Origin of the sequence: Arthrobacter sp. Soc17.1.1.1 (genome assembly GCF_036867195.1) — a bacterium.
GTDB lineage: Bacteria > Actinomycetota > Actinomycetes > Actinomycetales > Micrococcaceae > Arthrobacter_D.
In genome coordinates this window covers 1,863,621-1,879,765 of record NZ_JBAJII010000001.1, presented here as the reverse complement: position 1 = coordinate 1,879,765, position 16,145 = coordinate 1,863,621, and the positions used below count along the sequence as shown (strand labels likewise).

The 16,145-nt window shown below is 71.3% G+C and carries 13 protein-coding genes; 3 read left to right on the top strand and 10 right to left on the bottom strand.

The genetic code is table 11. The annotated features are described in order from the left end of the window. Positions 1-11: 11 nt before the first annotated feature. From V6S67_RS08600 to V6S67_RS08575, 6 genes are all read right to left on the bottom strand, one after another. Positions 12-761, bottom strand: coding sequence for a M50 family metallopeptidase (locus V6S67_RS08600; RefSeq protein WP_334209849.1), 750 nt, complete (start codon positions 759-761; stop codon positions 12-14). 5 nt (positions 762-766) lie between these two features. After that, a complete protein-coding gene (locus tag V6S67_RS08595; protein ID WP_334209848.1) occupies positions 767-2,041 on the bottom strand; it encodes a kynureninase in 1,275 nt (424 codons plus the stop codon). A 132-nt stretch (positions 2,042-2,173) separates the two neighbouring features. Beyond that, positions 2,174-3,151, bottom strand: coding sequence for a trypsin-like serine peptidase (locus V6S67_RS08590; RefSeq protein WP_334209847.1), 978 nt, complete (start codon positions 3,149-3,151; stop codon positions 2,174-2,176). 153 nt (positions 3,152-3,304) lie between these two features. Next, positions 3,305-4,243 carry a MaoC/PaaZ C-terminal domain-containing protein gene (locus tag V6S67_RS08585; protein WP_334209846.1) on the bottom strand — a complete coding sequence of 313 codons (939 nt, stop codon included), beginning with the start codon at positions 4,241-4,243 and terminating at the stop codon, positions 3,305-3,307. Then, positions 4,240-5,616: a 3-oxoacyl-ACP reductase gene (locus tag V6S67_RS08580; RefSeq protein ID WP_334209845.1), complete on the bottom strand. Its 1,377-nt coding sequence runs from the start codon at positions 5,614-5,616 to the stop codon at positions 4,240-4,242. The genes V6S67_RS08585 and V6S67_RS08580 overlap by 4 nt, the downstream gene beginning before the upstream one ends. Continuing rightward, positions 5,616-6,929, bottom strand: a complete 1,314-nt coding sequence (locus tag V6S67_RS08575; RefSeq protein ID WP_334209844.1) for an acetyl-CoA C-acetyltransferase — start codon at positions 6,927-6,929, stop codon at positions 5,616-5,618. Before V6S67_RS08575 ends, V6S67_RS08580 begins: the two co-directional genes overlap by 1 nt. Positions 6,930-6,993: 64 nt before the next feature. Here V6S67_RS08575 and V6S67_RS08570 point away from each other — a divergent pair, with 64 nt between their 5' ends. Together V6S67_RS08570 and V6S67_RS08565 are read left to right on the top strand one after the other, a co-directional pair. Further along, a complete protein-coding gene (locus V6S67_RS08570; protein WP_334209843.1) occupies positions 6,994-7,755 on the top strand; it encodes a TetR/AcrR family transcriptional regulator in 762 nt (253 codons plus the stop codon). Further along, positions 7,752-9,881: an acyl-CoA dehydrogenase family protein gene (locus tag V6S67_RS08565; RefSeq protein ID WP_334209842.1), complete on the top strand. Its 2,130-nt coding sequence runs from the start codon at positions 7,752-7,754 to the stop codon at positions 9,879-9,881. The genes V6S67_RS08570 and V6S67_RS08565 overlap by 4 nt, the downstream gene beginning before the upstream one ends. Before the next feature lie 134 nt (positions 9,882-10,015). Here the strand turns inward: V6S67_RS08565 and glgA are convergent, their stop codons facing one another. Then, positions 10,016-11,209 (bottom strand): glycogen synthase, encoded by a 1,194-nt coding sequence (glgA, locus tag V6S67_RS08560; protein WP_334209841.1) that lies wholly within the window; start codon positions 11,207-11,209, stop codon positions 10,016-10,018. Positions 11,210-11,343: 134 nt separating this feature from the next. On the opposite strand from glgA, the gene glgC reads away from it, so the two are divergent. Continuing rightward, positions 11,344-12,588: a glucose-1-phosphate adenylyltransferase gene (gene glgC, locus V6S67_RS08555; RefSeq protein ID WP_334209840.1), complete on the top strand. Its 1,245-nt coding sequence runs from the start codon at positions 11,344-11,346 to the stop codon at positions 12,586-12,588. A gap of 123 nt (positions 12,589-12,711) precedes the next feature. Here glgC and V6S67_RS08550 read toward each other — a convergent pair whose 3' ends face one another. Genes V6S67_RS08550 through V6S67_RS08540 form a run of 3 tightly spaced genes read right to left on the bottom strand, consistent with a single transcriptional unit; the run spans position 12,712 to position 16,091 of the window. Next, entirely contained in the window at positions 12,712-13,563 is an 852-nt protein-coding gene (locus V6S67_RS08550) for a transglutaminase family protein (protein WP_334209839.1), read from the bottom strand. Then, complete coding sequence (locus V6S67_RS08545; RefSeq protein WP_104051127.1) at positions 13,560-14,486, bottom strand: alpha-E domain-containing protein; 927 nt, start codon at positions 14,484-14,486, stop codon at positions 13,560-13,562. The genes V6S67_RS08550 and V6S67_RS08545 overlap by 4 nt, the downstream gene beginning before the upstream one ends. Positions 14,487-14,522: 36 nt before the next feature. Continuing rightward, on the bottom strand, positions 14,523-16,091 hold the full coding sequence (locus V6S67_RS08540) for a circularly permuted type 2 ATP-grasp protein (protein WP_334209838.1): 1,569 nt from the start codon (positions 16,089-16,091) through the stop codon (positions 14,523-14,525). Between the last annotated feature and the right edge of the window lie 54 nt (positions 16,092-16,145).

The following is a 16,145-nucleotide window of genomic DNA, read 5'->3' as shown; positions in this document are numbered from 1 at the left end:
CATCGGACGCGTCAGCCGCGTGCAGACAGCTCCGCGATGAGCGCCAGCGGTTGCACGGACTGCGCGAGTGCTGCCCCGATCACGAGCGCGAACGCGCCGAGCCAGACCGGTGACGGCACCCGGGTGGCGCCCTGCAGCAGGAACGCGTCGGAGGAGCGGAGGTCCCGGCGTCGCAGGTGGACGCGCACCACCTTGACCCAGTCCCGGCAGGAGCCGACCAGCAGCGCGAGGCCGAGGACGAGGCAGGCGTAGCCGGCGGTCCCGGGCCTGCCGAACCACACGAGTGCGAGCGACGCGGCGGCGCTGCCGCCCAGGATGAGGACGCCCTGCCCGTTGCGGATCAGGACGAGCGCCGCCACCAGCACCAGCGCGCCGACCGAGAGTGCCGCCGCGGCCCAGCCGGTGGCGGCACTCCAGACGAGGGCGGCGCCGACGACGGCGGGTACGGGGTAGCCCCAGAACGTCGTGAAGGCGGCGCGCCAGCCGCGGCGTCCCCGGCTCGTGGTGGTGCCGGAGTGGTCGAGGCGCAGGGTGATGCCGGTGACCCGCTGCAGGGTCAGGAGTGCCGCAACGGCGTGGCCGAGTTCGTGCACCACGGTGACGAAGAGCCCGAAGATCCGCCACGAGCGGCGGGGCACGGACAGTGCGACGGACACCAGCACGATCGCCATGAGCCCGGGCACGCCGACCTCCGGCGGGATCCCGCGCGTGAAGCCGTCGGCGATCCGGTCCCAGAGCGGGGCGGGGTCGAGAGGCACCACCGGCGCTACCCGCCCGTGGACGGTCCGCTGTGCGGCCGGCTGTCGGCAGTGTCCCTGCCGGCACTTTCCAGGCGCGCCGCGATGGCATCGACCGCCACAGCGACCTCGGCGAACGACGTCGAGAGCGGTGACAGGCCGAGCCGGATCCCGTCGGGGTTGCGGTAGTCGGGGATGACCCCGTCCCGCCACAGCTCGGGCACCATCGCGGAGAACGCCGGATGGTCGATGGTGATGTGGCCGCCCCGCTCCGACGCGGTGCGCGGCGAGGCGAGGACGACGCCGTACGTAGCCAGCCGCTCGTCGACCGCCTCGACCGCGAACGCCGTGAGCAGTTCCGACTTCCGGCGGACGGCCGGCATGCCCGACTCCTCGATGAGGTTCAGCATCTCTCGCATGGCCAGCATCCCGAGGATGGGCGGTGTCCCCGAGACCAGACGGCGGATGCCGTCCGCCGGCTGGTAGGCGGAGCCCATCGCGAAGGGATCCGCGCTGCCGAGCCAGCCGAGGATCGGCTGGTCGAGGGTGGCGAGGTGGCACTGCGCCACGTAGGCCCAGGCGGGGGCGCCTGGCCCCCCGTTGAGGTACTTGTAGCTGCAGCCGGCCGCGAAGTCGACGCCCCAGGCGTCCAGCTCCGCGGGCACCGACCCCACGGAATGGCTGAGGTCCCACAGGACCAGCGCGCCGGCGTCGTGCGCTACGGCCGTGATGGCGGGGATGTCCGCGATGAACCCCGAGCGGTAGGCGACATGGCTCAGCAGGACGAGCGCGGTCTGCGGCCCGACGGCCGCCGCGACGTCCGCGGGGGTGGCACCGCCGTCGTACGCGACGTCGATCCAGCGCAGTGTGAGCCCTCGCTCCTGTGCGATCCCCTCGACGATGAAGCGGTCCGTGGGGAAGTTGTCCCGGTCGATCACGATCTCGGTGCGGTCCGGGCGCGCAGCCACGGCGGCGCGCGCGAGCTTGTACAGCAGGACGCTCGTGGAGTCGGCCACGATGCACTGTCCGGCGTCCGCACCGAGGGTCACGCGCCCGAGCTGATCGCCGATCCGCTGGGGCAGCTCGAGCCAGCCCTCGTCCCAGCCCCGGATCAGGCGCCCGCCCCACTGCTCCTCCACGAAGGCGGTGAGGCTGTCCACCGTGCTCGCGAGGGGGCGGCCGAGGGAGTTGCCGTCGAGGTAGGACTGCACACCGTCAGCGCCGAGGAAGAGCTTGCGATGGTGTGCGAGCGGGTCGGCGGTGTCGAGGTCGGCCGCGCGGGCGGCGAGGGTGGAGCCAATCATGGCCCCAGTCTAAGTGGGCGGCTGAGGTGGCGCCGCCGCGTCATCCGGGGACGCGCAGTGCCCGGACGACGGCACGGGCGGCCCCGTGAGGGAACCGCCCGTGCCGTCGTGCTGCGGGACGTCCCGCCGTGCCTACCGGCTGGCCGCGGTGGAGTAGGCGGCCTGGATGGAGGTGCCGAAGTACGGTCCGTACATCACGTTCGCCTGCGTGGAGTAGCCGAAGCTGTTGACGGAGTTCTGCGTACCGGCGGCACCGGATCCGACGAACCACGGGCCGCCCGACGACCCACCGGTCATGTCGCACGGGATGCCCTGCGACTGGGTGCCGCCCACGCGGTCCCTGGAGGAGGTACCGGAGCAGCTGAAGAGGCGCTCGCCGTTGAAGGGCGCCGCCGCGGGGTAGCCGTACGCGGTGTAGGTGAGGTTGCGGGCCATGTTGAAGCCGATGCTCGACGCACCGACGGTCGCTGCGAGCGTCCTGCCGTTGAGCGTGTTCACCACCGCGAAGGCGCCGTCGTAGTTGATGTCGCCGCGCGATACCCACTCGGCGGCGGCGTGGAGCGAGCGGGCCGTCCACTTGCCGTACGGTGCCGCGCCGTTGCTGTACGCGGGCACGAACACGAAGTTGGTGACCCAGCCCGTCGCGACGTCGTAGGTGCAGTGGCCGGCCGTGGCGACCGTGCTCTGGTTGCCGCTCTGTACGGAGTTGGCGGAGCAGACGTAGTTCTGCCCGGCCTGCGTGAAGAAGACCTTGCCGATGCGCGAGACGGCGGGCTGGGAGATGGCCCGCGGCTGGACGACGGGCTCGCCGGGAGCCTTCGCGACCGCCTCCAGGCCGGCCTTCGGCAGCACGGAGCGCCCTTCGGCGGCCCAGCCGGAGTTGATGGTGTTCGCCGGCTTGGCGCTCCTCATGCGGTCGGCTGTCCAGTAGGCGTCGAGCGCCGCCTGGCTCTCGTCCTGCGTGTGGGACTGGGTGCTGGGGGTACCGGCGACGACGGTGTCGACGGAAGGGCCGGCGGGTGCTGCCTGGACGGGACCCGCTGTCATCAGCGCTGATGCCATCAGGGCCGACGCCGCGATCAGGCCGGCTTTGAGACCTCGAGAGTTCACGAAACTCCTCTTTCGATACTGGGGGCCAGCCCTCGTGGGCTGGTCCCTGGAGTGTGCCCTGCAGGCGACGGCCCTGCCAGTGGAAACGACGACTTCGGGGGAACTCCCGCTGAAAATCGTCGGCACTCTGGACAGGGCCGCGCCGCCATGGAACTATTCCCCGCGCACCCAGCCCGTGAAGTGCGGCCGCCGGCGCTTCACGGACCACGCGACCACCTCGACCCCGCTGCCGACGCTCGCACACCCATCGCCTGCCCTGCCGTCGCCGCCTTCGGTGCGCGCAAACGCCACCGTCACGGTCCCCGGCAGGAGGACCGGCGCCGCGAAGTCGATCCGCCAGGCCAGGGCTCCGTGCGGGGCGGGGACCGCCTCGTCGACCATGCGCGCCGCGAGGTACATGCCGTGCGCGATGGCGGTCTTCATGCCGAGCATCTGCGCGGTGGGTCCGCTGAGGTGGATGGGGTTCCAGTCGCCCGAGACGGCGGCGTAGCGCCGTCCCGTGTCCGCGCCGAGCCGCCAGAGCCCGGTCGGCGTGGGTGCCGAGAAGACGGGCCGTTCGTCGACGCGGGGGGCCGGCGTCATGCCGTCGGCGGCGCGGACGCCGCGGGCCAGGTAGACGGACCGCCCCGTCCAGATGCGCTCACCGCCGACGGAGGCCTCCGTCACGAGGTCCACCTGCGTGCCGGCGGCGTGCGGGCGCAGGTCCTCGGCCCAGGCGACGACGTCGATGGCCTCGGAGGCGCCGATCTGCCGGGTCTGGTGCACCTCGTTGCTGAGGTGCACCATGCCGAGCAGGGGCAGCGGGAAGTCCGGCCGAGCGAGCACGCTCATGGCCACCGGGAAGGCGAGCGTGTGCACGTAGGCCGACGGGAGGGTGTCGCGGGCGGCGGAGCCGAGCAGCTGCTGGAAGCGCGTCAGGGCGCCGAGATCCGCCACGACGCCCTCGACGCGGTGGCGGGCGGGGGGCAGACCGTCCGGCGGGCCGGTCCGGCGGACGGTGCGCTTCGCGGCGAGCAGGATCGCCTGACGGTACAGCGCGGGCAGGTTCGGCGTCCCGGGCAGGGTGACGTCCGCCGCGAGCGCGCCCCTCACGCGCCCACCAGGTTCTGCCCGCACACGCGGACCACCTGGCCGTTGATCCCGGCCGCCTCGTCGGAGGCCAGGAACGCGATCGTCTCGGCGACGTCGACGGGGAGACCGCCCTGCTGCAGGCTGCTGAGGCGCCGTGCCACCTGACGCGTCAGCGGCGGGATCTTGGCCGTCATGTCCGTCTCGATGAAGCCGGGCGCCACGGCGTTGATGGTGCGGCCGCCGCCGTCGAACGCCGCAGCCTGCGCCCGGACCATGCCGATGACCCCGGCCTTCGAGGCGGCGTAGTTGCTCTGCCCGCGGTTGCCCGCGATACCGCTCGTCGAGGCGAGGCTGATGATGCGGCCGGTGGCCGAGAACACCGGGGAGGCGAGGATCTGCTCGTTCATGCGCAGCTGCGAGGCGATGTTCACGGCGATGACGGAGTCCCAGCGGGACGCGTCCATGTTGGCGAGCAGCTTGTCCCGCGTGATGCCCGCGTTGTGCACCACGATGTCCAGGGCGCCGTAGCGCTGCCTCACGTGCTCGAGGATGCGGTCCGCGGCGTCGGGCGCGGTGATGTCGAGCTGCAGGGCGGTGCCGTGCACGGTGTTGGCGACCCGGGCGAGCTGCTCGCCGGCCGCGGGGACGTCGACGGCGACCACGCGGGCCCCGTCGCGGGCGAGGACCTCGGCGATCTTCGCGCCGATGCCGCGCGCGGCCCCGGTCACGACGGCCGTCTTCCCCGCCAGGGGCTTGTCGGGCATGCCCTCCCCCGTCGCCCCGGACGACGCGGCGAGATCGGCGAGATTCTCGGCGGGTGTCGCGGTGACCTCGATGAACTGGCCGTCCACGTAGGCGCTCCGGCCGGAGAGGAGGAACCGGAGTGTGCCGAGAGTGGTGGGGTCGGTGGTCGTCGCGTCTCCGCGGAGGATGATCCCGTTGGCGGTCGCGCCGTTCCGGAGCTCGCGTGCCACGGACCGGATGGCTCCGTCGATGCCCTGGCGCGCTGCGGCCTCGGCAGGGTCGGTGGTCTCGGCGGACGAGCGGAAGAGCCCCACGACCCGGCCGCCCGGCACCAGCAGCCGAACGGCCTGACCGAGTTCCAGCATCGGGGCTGCGAGCTCCTCGGGGGAGGCTGAGCGGTCGAGGACGACGACGGCCGCACTCAGCTTCTCGCCGGGCAGCACGTGGCGGCGGACCTCGACGTCCCAGCCGAGCAGCACGTCGGCGAGCGCATCGGCTCCCGCACCGGCTCCCGCCACGAGCACGGGCTGCGGGGCGAGGGCCTCGGCCGGCGAGTAGCGCCGCAGCACCGAGGGACGCGGCAGCCCGAGGGCCTTCGCGATCCGGGCGGGAAGCGGGGTGTTGACGAGGTCCAGGTAGGTGTCGGCCATCAGTTCCTGGCCTCGAGGATCGCGACGACGCCCTGGCCGCCGGCGGCACACACGGAGATGAGGCCGCGGCCGCCCCGCTCGGACAATGTCTTGGCGAGGGAGGCCACGATGCGTCCGCCGGTCGCCGCGAACGGGTGGCCCGCTGCGAGGGAGGACCCGTTGACGTTGAGCCTGGCGCGATCGATGCTGCCGAGTGCGCCGTCGAGCCCGAGGACGCGCTTGCAGTAGTCCGCATCCTCCCAGGCCGCCAGGGAGCTGAGGACCGTCCCGGCGAACGCCTCGTGGATCTCGAAGAAGTCGAAGTCCTCGAGGGTGAGGCCGTTGCGCTCGAGCAGGCGGGGCAGGGCGTGGACGGGTGCCATGAGCAGCCCCTCGTCCCCGTGCACGAAGTCCACGGCCGCCGCCTCGGCGTCGACGATGTTCGCGAGCATGGGCAGGTTGTTGGCGGTGGCGTACTGCTCGCTGCCCAGGAGGACGACGGCGGCGCCATCGGTGAGCGGCGTGGAGTTGCCGGCGGTCATGGTCGCCGGGGTGTCGAGGGACTTTCCGAAGACGGGCTTGAGCGTGGCCAGCTTCTCGAGCGAGGTGTCGGCGCGGAGGTTGGCGTCGCGGGTGAGACCGCGGTACGGCGTCATGAGGTCGGTGAAGAAACCGCGCTCGTAGGCGGCCGCGAGGTTCCTGTGGCTGCTGAGCGCGAGTTCGTCCTGCGCCTCACGGGTGATCTCCCAGGCCGCGGTGGTGAGGGCCTGGTGCTCTCCCATGGACAGGCCCGTGCGGGGCTCACCGGTGGTGGGAGCGTTGGGCGAGAGATCCTTCGGCCGGAGCGTGGCGAGGGTCTTCAGCTTCTGCTGCGTCGTCTTCGCGCGGGAGAGGTCGAGCAGCACGCGCCGCAGCCCCTCGCTCACCGCGATCGGGGCGTCCGAGGCGGAGTCGACCCCGCCCGCGATGCCCGACTCGATCTGGCCGAGCCTGATCTTGTTGGACAGGCCCACCACGGTCTCGAGGCCGGTGGCGCAGGCCTGCTGCAGGTCGTAGGCCGGCGTCTCGGGTGACAGGGCGGAGCCGAGCACGGCTTCCCGCGTCAGGTTGAAGTCGCGGGAGTGCTTGAGGACGGCGCCGGCGGCGACCTCGCCGATGCGCTCGCCCTGCAGGCCGAACCGGGCGACCAGTCCGTCCAGGGCCGCGATGAGCATGTCCTTGTTGGACGAGTAGGCGTACGCGCCGCCCGAGCGCGCGAAGGGGATGCGGTTGCCGCCGATGACGACTGCGGTGCGGGAGGAGGCAGCGGTCTGCGCTCCGGCCTGATCTGCCATGGAGATACTCCTGGTGCGAGAGGTTGGATTACCGATACCAAGCGTACCTGATACGCTGGGTATCATGAAGCTCGCCGCCGCCCTCAAGAGCGCCTCCCCGACGGCGCCCGAGGATGCGCCGGCCGCATCCGACGGTCGCTCCAGCCGCTGGGAGCAGCACCGCGCGGAGCGACGGCGGCAGCTGATCAAGACCGCGCGACGGGCCGTGAGCGCACTCGGGCCCGGAGCGTCCATGGAGGACATCGCCGCGGCCGCCGACACGTCCAAGTCGGTCTACTACCGCTACTTCGGCGACAAGACCGGGCTGCAGCGCGCCATGGCCGAGGTGGTCATCGGCCAGATGCAGCAGAAGGTGCTCGACGCGGCGAAGGCGGCCTCGACGCCGCGGGAGGGCCTGTACTCGATGGTCCTCGCCTACCTCCAGATGGCCCGGACCTCCCCCAACGTGTACGCGTTCGTCACGCGCGTGGGGATCGCCGAGTCCACGACGGCCGACGACGACGCGCAGGACACCCTCGCGCACTTCCTCACCGCGATCACGGAGATGATCTCGCGCCCCATGCACGCATACCTGCGTTCCCCCGACCGCCCCGCCGGCCCCGACGACGCGGCGCCCGACTACTGGCCCGCGGCGGCGATCGGCATGGTCCGGGCCGCCGGTGAGCACTGGCTGGCCACACCCGATAGCCCTGACAGACCCAGCGAGGAGCAGATGGCCCGCCACATCACGGGCTGGCTCTTCGACGGCATCAGCCGGTACGAGGACCTCGTCACGGCCGCCCCACCTCTCCCCGCCACCCGCCGACCAGCGAAGGACACGCCATGACCGACATCCTCTCCAGGCCCCAGCAGATTCCCGCCACCGCGGACATCCGGGACGACGACCGCGCAGCTGTCGACACCGCCGAGCTCGGCGAACTGCTCCTCGGCCGGTGGGCGCACGTCCGCCGGGTGGCCCGCGAGCTCGCGGGTCGCCCCGAACTGCACAAGATCGAGGGCCTCACCCACACCGAGCACCGCCTGCGCTGCTTCGACCAGCTCCACTACCTCGTGGGCCAGAAGGCCGTGCACCGCGCCTTCCCGAAGGCCTTCGGGGGCGACGAGGACAACGGCGGCAACATCGCCGGGTTCGAGGAGCTCGTGGTGGCCGATCCCTCGCTGCAGATCAAGGCCGGTGTGCAGTGGGGCCTCTTCGGGTCCGCCGTCCTGCACCTCGGCACCGAGCAGCACCACGAGGCGTGGCTCCCGGGCATCATGGACATGAGGATCCCGGGCTGCTTCGCCATGACCGAGACCGGTCACGGCAGCGACGTGGCCAGCATCGCCACGACCGCCACGTTCGACCCGGCGACGGACGAGTTCGTCATCGACACCCCCTTCCGTGCCGCCTGGAAGGACTACATCGGCAACGGCGCCATCGACGGCCGGGCCGCCGTCGTCTTCGCCCAGCTCATCACCAACGGGGTGAACCACGGCGTCCACGGCTTCTACGTGGAACTGCGCGACGAGGACGGCTCCTTCAGGCCCGGCGTGGGCGGCGAGGACGACGGCATCAAGGGCGGCCTCAACGGCATCGACAACGGCCGGCTGCACTTCACCGACGTCCGGGTCCCGCGGACGAACCTGCTGAACCGCTACGGCGACGTCGCCGCGGACGGCACCTACAGCTCGACCATCGCCTCGCCCGGCCGCCGCTTCTTCACCATGCTCGGCACGCTCGTCCAGGGGCGCGTCTCCCTCGACGGGGCAGCCGTGGCCGCGAGCAAGCTGGCCCTCACCGCCGCCATCACCTACGCGACCCAGCGCCGCCAGTTCAATGCGTCCTCGAATCTCCGCGAGGAGGTGCTGATGGACTACCAGCGGCACCAGCGCCGCCTCCTGCCCCGCCTGGCCGCGACCTACGCGGCCGCCTTCGCGCACGAGGAACTCCTCGAGAAGTTCGACGGCGTGTTCTCGGGCGAGCACGACACCGACGAGGACCGCCAGGACCTCGAGACCCTGGCCGCGGCGCTCAAGCCCCTGAGCACGTGGCTGGCCCTCGACACGCTGCAGGAATGCCGCGAGGCGACCGGCGGTCAGGGGTTCCTCATCGAGAACCGGTTCGCCTCGCTCCGCGCCGACCTCGACGTGTACGTGACGTTCGAGGGCGACAACACGGTCCTGCTGCAGCTCGTGGCCAAGCGCCTGCTCACGGACTACGCCAAGGAGTTCAAGGGCGTGGACTTCGGCGTGCTCGCCCGCTACGCCGTCTCCCAGGCCGCAGGGAAGACCCTGCACCGCTCCGGGCTCCGCCGGGTCGCGCAGACCGTGGCGGACACCGGGTCCGGCAAGAAGTCCGCGATCGCCCTCCGCGACGAGGACACGCAGCGCGAGCTGCTCACCGACCGCGTGCAGGCGCGCGTGGCCGACGTGGCCGCCGTGCTGCGGGGCGTGAAGGGCATGTCCCAGGAACAGTCCGCCGCACTCTTCAACGAGCACCAGAACGAGCTCATCGAGGTGGCCCACGCGCATGCCGAGCTGCTGCAGTGGGAGGCGTTCACGCGCGGCCTGAAGAAGCTCCAGGATCCCGGCACGCGCGAGGTCCTCACGCGCCTCCGCGACCTGTTCGGCCTGTGCCTGATCGAGAAGGACCTGGCCTGGTTCCTGATGAACGGACGGCTGTCCTCGCAGCGGGCCCGGACCCTCGACGGCTACATCAACCGGCTGCTGGTGAAGATCCGCCCGCACGCGCTCGACCTGGTGGAGGCGTTCGGCTACGGTCCGGAGCACCTTCGGTCCGTCGTCGCCGGCGGTGCCGAGCAGCAGCGCCAGGAGGAGGCGGCGGAATACCTGCGCCGCCGCCGGGCCAGCGGGGACGCGCCGATCGACGAGAAGACGCTCCTGGCCCGCGAGGCCAAGGAGAAGAAGGCCACCAAGGCCAGGAAGGCCGCGAAGGTGCGCGCGCGGCGCTAGTCGTCCGCCCAGGCGACGAACAGGAGAAGGAAAAGGAGCGGGAGCCGGGACACGTGTCCCGGCTCCCGCTCCCGTTCCGTCGCCGAGCCCCTCGGGCCGCGGATGCTGCCGGAGGACGCCGCCGGAGGATGCTGCTAGAGGACGCTGCGGTACACGTCGAGGGTCGTCTCGGCGATCGAGTCCCAGCCGAAGTGCCGCTCCGCCCGCTGCCGCCCGGCCGCACCCATGGCGGCGGCCCTGGCCGGGTCCGCGACGAGGGCATTCACGGCGGCCGCGAAATCCGCGACGAAGCCCTCCGGGTCCAGCGGCGTGCCCGTGCCGTCCTGCACCTGCTCGAGGGGCACCAGGGTGCCGGTCACGCCGTCGTCGATGACCTCGGGGATGCCGCCGGTCGCGGAGGCGACGACGGCGGCGCCGCACGCCATCGCCTCGAGGTTCACGATGCCGAGCGGCTCGTAGATGGACGGGCAGGCGAACACCGTGGCGTGGCTGAGGATCTGGACGACCTCGCGGCGCGGCAGCATCTTCTCGATGAGCACCACCGAGCCCCGCTTCTCCCGCAGGTCCGAGATCAGCACCTCCGTCTCGGCCGCGAGCTCCGGGGTGTCGGCGGCGCCCAGGCAGAGCACCAGCTGCACGTCGGCCGGCAGGTGCGCGGCCGCCCGCAGGAGGTAGGGCACGCCCTTCTGCCGGGTGTTGCGCCCCACGAACACCACGCTCGGCCGGTCCGGGTCGATGCCGTGGGCGCGGAGGGCGTCGTCGTCCTCGTCGCGCGACCACAGGGACACGTCGATGCCGTTGTGCACCACGTGCACGCGCCCGGGGTCGACGTCCGGGTAGCTGCGCAGGATGTCCGCGCGCATGCCCGCCGAGACGGCGATGACGGCGGCGGCCGCCTCGTAGGAGGTCTTCTCCACCCAGGAGGAGAGGGCGTACCCGCCACCGAGCTGCTCGGCCTTCCACGGGCGCAGCGGTTCGAGGCTGTGGGCGCTCAGGACGTGCGGGATGCCGTGGAGGAGCGAGGCCAGGTGCCCGGCCATGTTGGCGTACCAGGTGTGCGAGTGCACGAGGTCGGCACCGCCGATCCCCTCCAGCATCTGCAGGTCCGTGCCGAGGGTCTGCACAGCGGCGTTCGCCGTCGTGAGGCCGGCGGGCACGCCGTACGTGAGCACCGAGGCGCCGTGGTAGTCCTCGGGGCGGGAAGCGCCGAACGCGTGGACGTGCAGGTCCACCTGCGGGGCGAGGACCCGGCTCAGCTCGGCGACGTGCACTCCTGCACCACCGTAGATCTCGGGCGGGAACTCCTTGGTCACAATGTCTACTCGCACCAAACCAACGTAGTGCAGTGCGCCGGAGTCCTCTAGTGTGAAGTGACCGGAAGGGTTCCGGAACGCGTGGACCTACGCTTGATCGACCACCGGTCGTGGACGCAGAACACTCGAAGAAGAGCGGGGGGTCATAAGTGGCACCGAAAAAAGTACTTGCCGTGGTGTTGGCAGGCGGAGAAGGCAAACGGCTGATGCCGCTGACCGCGGACAGGGCCAAACCGGCCGTACCGTTCGCGGGGAGCTACCGGCTCATCGACTTCGCGCTGTCCAACCTCGTCAACTCCGGGTACCTGCAGATCGTGGTGCTCACGCAGTACAAGTCCCACAGCCTCGACCGGCACATCTCCGAGACGTGGAGGATGTCCACGCAGCTGCGCAACTACATCGCCTCCGTCCCGGCCCAGCAGCGGCGCGGCAAGAGCTGGTTCCTCGGCAGCGCGAACGCCATCTACCAGTCCCTGAACCTCATCCACGACGCGCAGCCGGACATCGTCGTCGTGATCGGCGCGGACCATGTCTACCGGATGGACTTCGCCCAGATGGTCGACGCCCATGTGAAGAGCGGAGCCTCCGTCAGCGTCGCCGCGGTCCGCCAGCCGATGAACCTCGTGGACCAGTTCGGCGTGATCGAGACCGCGCAGGCCGATCCCGGTAGGATCGCCGCCTTCGTCGAGAAGCCGGACAGCACGCCCGGCCTGCCCGACGACCCCAACAGCTTCCTGGCCTCCATGGGCAACTACGTGTTCACGACGGACGCCCTCGTGAAGGCCCTCGAGGACGACGCCGCGCGGCTCGACACGAAGCACGACATGGGCGGGGACATCATCCCCTACTTCGTGGAGCGCAACGACGCCGCGGTGTACGACTTCACGCAGAACGACATCCCTGGCGCGACGGACCGCGACCGCCAGTACTGGCGCGACGTCGGCACCATGGACTCGTACTACGACGCCAACATGGACCTCATCTCGCCCCTGCCGCTGTTCAACCTGTACAACCTGCAGTGGCCCATCTACACGCGGCAGAGCGTCTCACCGCCGGCCAAGTTCGTCCGCAGCTCCTCGGGGCGCTCCGGCGAGGCCCACGACTCGATCGTCTCGGCCGGCGTGGTCATCACCGGCGGGGCGGTGCAGACGTCCATCCTCGCCACCGACGTGTTCATCGACGAGGCGGCCGACGTGACCGGCAGCGTCCTGCTGGACAAGGTCACCGTGGGCCGCGGCGCCGTGGTCCGGCGCGCCATCATCGACAAGAACGTCCAGATCCCGGCGGGCGCTCGGATCGGGGTCGACGCCGAGCTCGACCGCCGCCGCGGGTTCTCCGTGACGGACTCGGGACTGACGATCGTCAGCAAGGGCCAGACGGTCGCCCCCGGCTGACGGGGACGGACGTCCGATGCGACGCACAGGAGGCCCCGGCGGTGCGCCGGGGCCTCCTGTTCGTCCGGGACACGTCACCCGACACGTCACCGGGCACGCTGCCGGCCGGTGGCGGCGCTCCTCCTACGCCACGCGCGTGATCGAGACGGTCACGTTGAGCGTGGAGCCTCCGCCGCCGGACAGGATGCCCTTCAGCGGCGAGACGTCGCGGTAGTCGCGGCCCCGCGCCACGGAGACGTGGAAGTCGCTGACCGGTCCGCTGTTGGTCGGGTCCCAGCCCCGCCACTCCCCGTCGTACCACTCCACCCAGGCGTGCGACTGGCCGGCGACCGTCTCCCCGATGCCGGCGCTGCGCCGCGGGTGCAGATAGCCGGAGATGTACCGGGCGGGGATGCCGAGGCTGCGCAGGGCACCGATGGCCACGTGGGCCAGGTCCTGGCACACGCCCTTGCGCTCCGCCCAGGCGTCCCGGGCGTTCGTCTGCACGCCGGTGGCGCCCTGGACGTAGTCCATCTGCGTGCGCAGCCAGCCGAAGACGGCCCGCGCGGCCTCGTGCGGGTCGAGCCCGCGCGCCACACCCGCCACGAGGTCCCGTACCTCCTCGCCCGGTTCGCTGAGGGCGGTCTGGCCGAGCCAGTCCGCGAGCGCGTCGGAGACCTCCGCGGAGGCGAGGTCCTCCCACGAGAGGATGTCGCCCTCAGCGGGCACGCGCTCCATCCGGCTCACCTCCACGGTGGAGACGGCGGTGACCTCGAGGTGCTCGTGCGGCACGTGGACGTCGAAGGACGTGACGCGGGTGCCCCAGTAGTCGCGGTAGCCGGCGACGGCCGCACTGGAGGGAGTGACCTTCAGCGTGGACTCGAGGACCACCTGCTGCGGATCGGTGAGCGGCGTCATGCGCGCCTCGTTGTAGGACAGCGAGACGCGGCGCAGGTAGTCGTAGCCGGTGCGGTGTTCGATCAGCAGGCGTGTCATGAGACCTCTCCGACCCAGGACAGCTCGTCGGCCTGGGAGAAATACGTGCGGGAGACGGCGTCGGAGGCCCTGGCGCAGGCCTTCTGGACGCGGTCCATGTGCTCGGGCAGCTCGGACATCAGGTCCCGGGTCTGGTGGAACTCGAGGAACGTCCGCGCCTGCCCGACGATGCGGCTCGCGTCGTTGATGAAGCCGACGCGCTGGTACGCGGGGTTCAGCTGCGTCAGGCACTTCTCGGCGTCGCTCAGGGCGTAGACGATCGAGCGGGGGAACAGCCGGTCCAGGAGCAGGAACTCGGCGGCCTGCTGGTCGCCGAAGGACGCCCGGCGCGTCCGCAGGAAGGATTCGTAGGCGCCCGCGCAGCGCAGCATGTTGACCCAGGAGAGGCCCGCCGCGTGCACGTCGTGCGTGGAGAGCATCCGGGCGGTCATGTCGGCCCGTTCCAGGCTGCGCCCGAGCACGAGGAACTGCCAGGACTCGTCGTGGCTCATGGTGGTGTCGGAGAGCCCGCGCACCATGGCGGTACGCTCCACCACCCAGTGGCAGAACCGGTAGGTGCCGACGACGTCCTTGCGGTGCTGGGTCAGCCCGTACCAGGTGGTGTTCAGGGACTCCCACACGCTGCTCGAGACGGTCTCGCGGGCCCGCCGCGCGTTCTCCCGCGCGGCCCCGAGGGCGCCGGCAATGGAGGTGGCGCTCGTGCGGTCGTAGGCGAGGGCCTGCAGGAGGTCCGACAGGTCGGTGTCCTCCTTCTCGGGCCTGCTGCCCATGACCCCCATGAGCTGGCGGGAGGTCTCCCGCTGCTGGGGCAGGGGCATCTGGTTGAGCCGTTCCAGGTGGACGTCGAGGATGCGCGCCGTGCCGTCGGCCCGTTCGACGTAGCGGCCGATCCAGAAGAGGGATTCAGCGATGCGGCTGAGCATGGGTGCTGCCTTCCCGTAGGTCGGTGGTGGTGGTGGTCATTGCTGCTGCTGCTCCGACTGCTTGTCCTGCCAGTTGGTCTCGATCGGCCAGACACTGGTGCGCTCGCGGATGGTCACGGCAGGGCGTTCCGGTGGCGCTGCGTCCCCCACCGGCGCGCGGACCTCCCCGTCGACCACCCACGTGTCCTTGGACCCTCCGCCCTGGCTGGAGTTCACGATCAGGGAACCCTCCTTCATGGCGACGCGGGTCAGGCCGCCGGGCAGCACCCAGACGTCCTCGCCGTCGTTCACGGCGAAGGGGCGCAGATCCACGTGGCGGGGGCTGAACTGCCCGCCGGACATCGTGGGCACGGTGGAGAGCTGCAGGACGGGCTGCGCGATCCAGCCACGCGGATCCTCGAGGATCTTCGCGCGGAGCGTCTCGAGCTCGGCCCTCGTGGCGTCCGGGCCGATGACGAGACCCTTCCCGCCGGAGCCGTCGACCGGCTTGACGACCAGCTCGTCGAGGCGGTCGAGGACCTCCTCGCGGGCCGGGGCGTCCTCGAGCCGGTAGGTGTCCACGTTGGCGATGATCGGATCCTCGCCCAGGTAGTACCGGATGAGGTCGGGCACGTAGGTGTACACGAGCTTGTCGTCGGCGACACCGTTGCCGACGGCGTTCGCGATGGTCACCATGCCCGCGCGCGCCGCGTTGACGATCCCCGGGCACCCGAGCACGGAGTCCGCGCGGAACTGCAGGGGGTCGAGGAACTCGTCGTCGATGCGCTTGTAGATGACGTCGACGCGCTGCTCCCCCGCGGTGGTGCGCATGTAGACGCGGTTGCCGCGGCAGATGAGGTCCCGGCCCTCGACGAGCTCCACGCCCATGAGGCCGGCGAGCAGCGTGTGCTCGAAGTACGCGGAGTTGAACACGCCGGGCGTCAGGACGACGACGGTGGGGTCCTCGACGCCGGGGGGTGCGGTCTTCCGCAGGGCCGCGAGCAGGCGGCGGGGGTACTCCTCGACGGGGCGGACGCGCTGCTGCCCGAACGCCTCGGGCAGGCCCTTGGCCATGGCGCGGCGGTTCTCGAGCACGTAGCTGACGCCGCTGGGCACGCGGACGTTGTCCTCGAGCACGCGGAAGGTGCCCTGCTGGTCGCGGACCACGTCGATCCCGGAGATGTGGACGCGGACCCCGCCGGCGGGCGCGAAGCCGGCGACCTCACGGTGGAAGTGAGCGCTGGACGTGATGAGCCGGCGCGGGATGACGCCGTCGGACACCACCGCCATCCTGTCGTAGACGTCGTCGAGGAACGCCTCGAGCGCCCTCACGCGCTGGGCGACACCGCGCTCGAGGACGTCCCAGTCGTCCCCGGCGATGACCCGCGGCACGATGTCGAGCGGGAAGGGGCGTTCCTCCCCGGCGAAGTCGAAGGTGACGCCCCGGTCCAGGAACGTGCGGGCCATCGAGTCGGCCCGCGCCGTGACGGCCGCGAGGTTGAGCTCGTCCAGCGCTGCGGCGACCTGGCCGTACTCGGTGCGGGGCAGCTGCCCGGCACCGAACATCTCGTCGAACGCGGGCGTCTTGCGGGCGGCGGCTGCATAGTCAGCGAAAAGCTCGGACATGGGACAACAGTGCCATGGATCACCCCTCCGTACACACGCGCACACACCGGTACA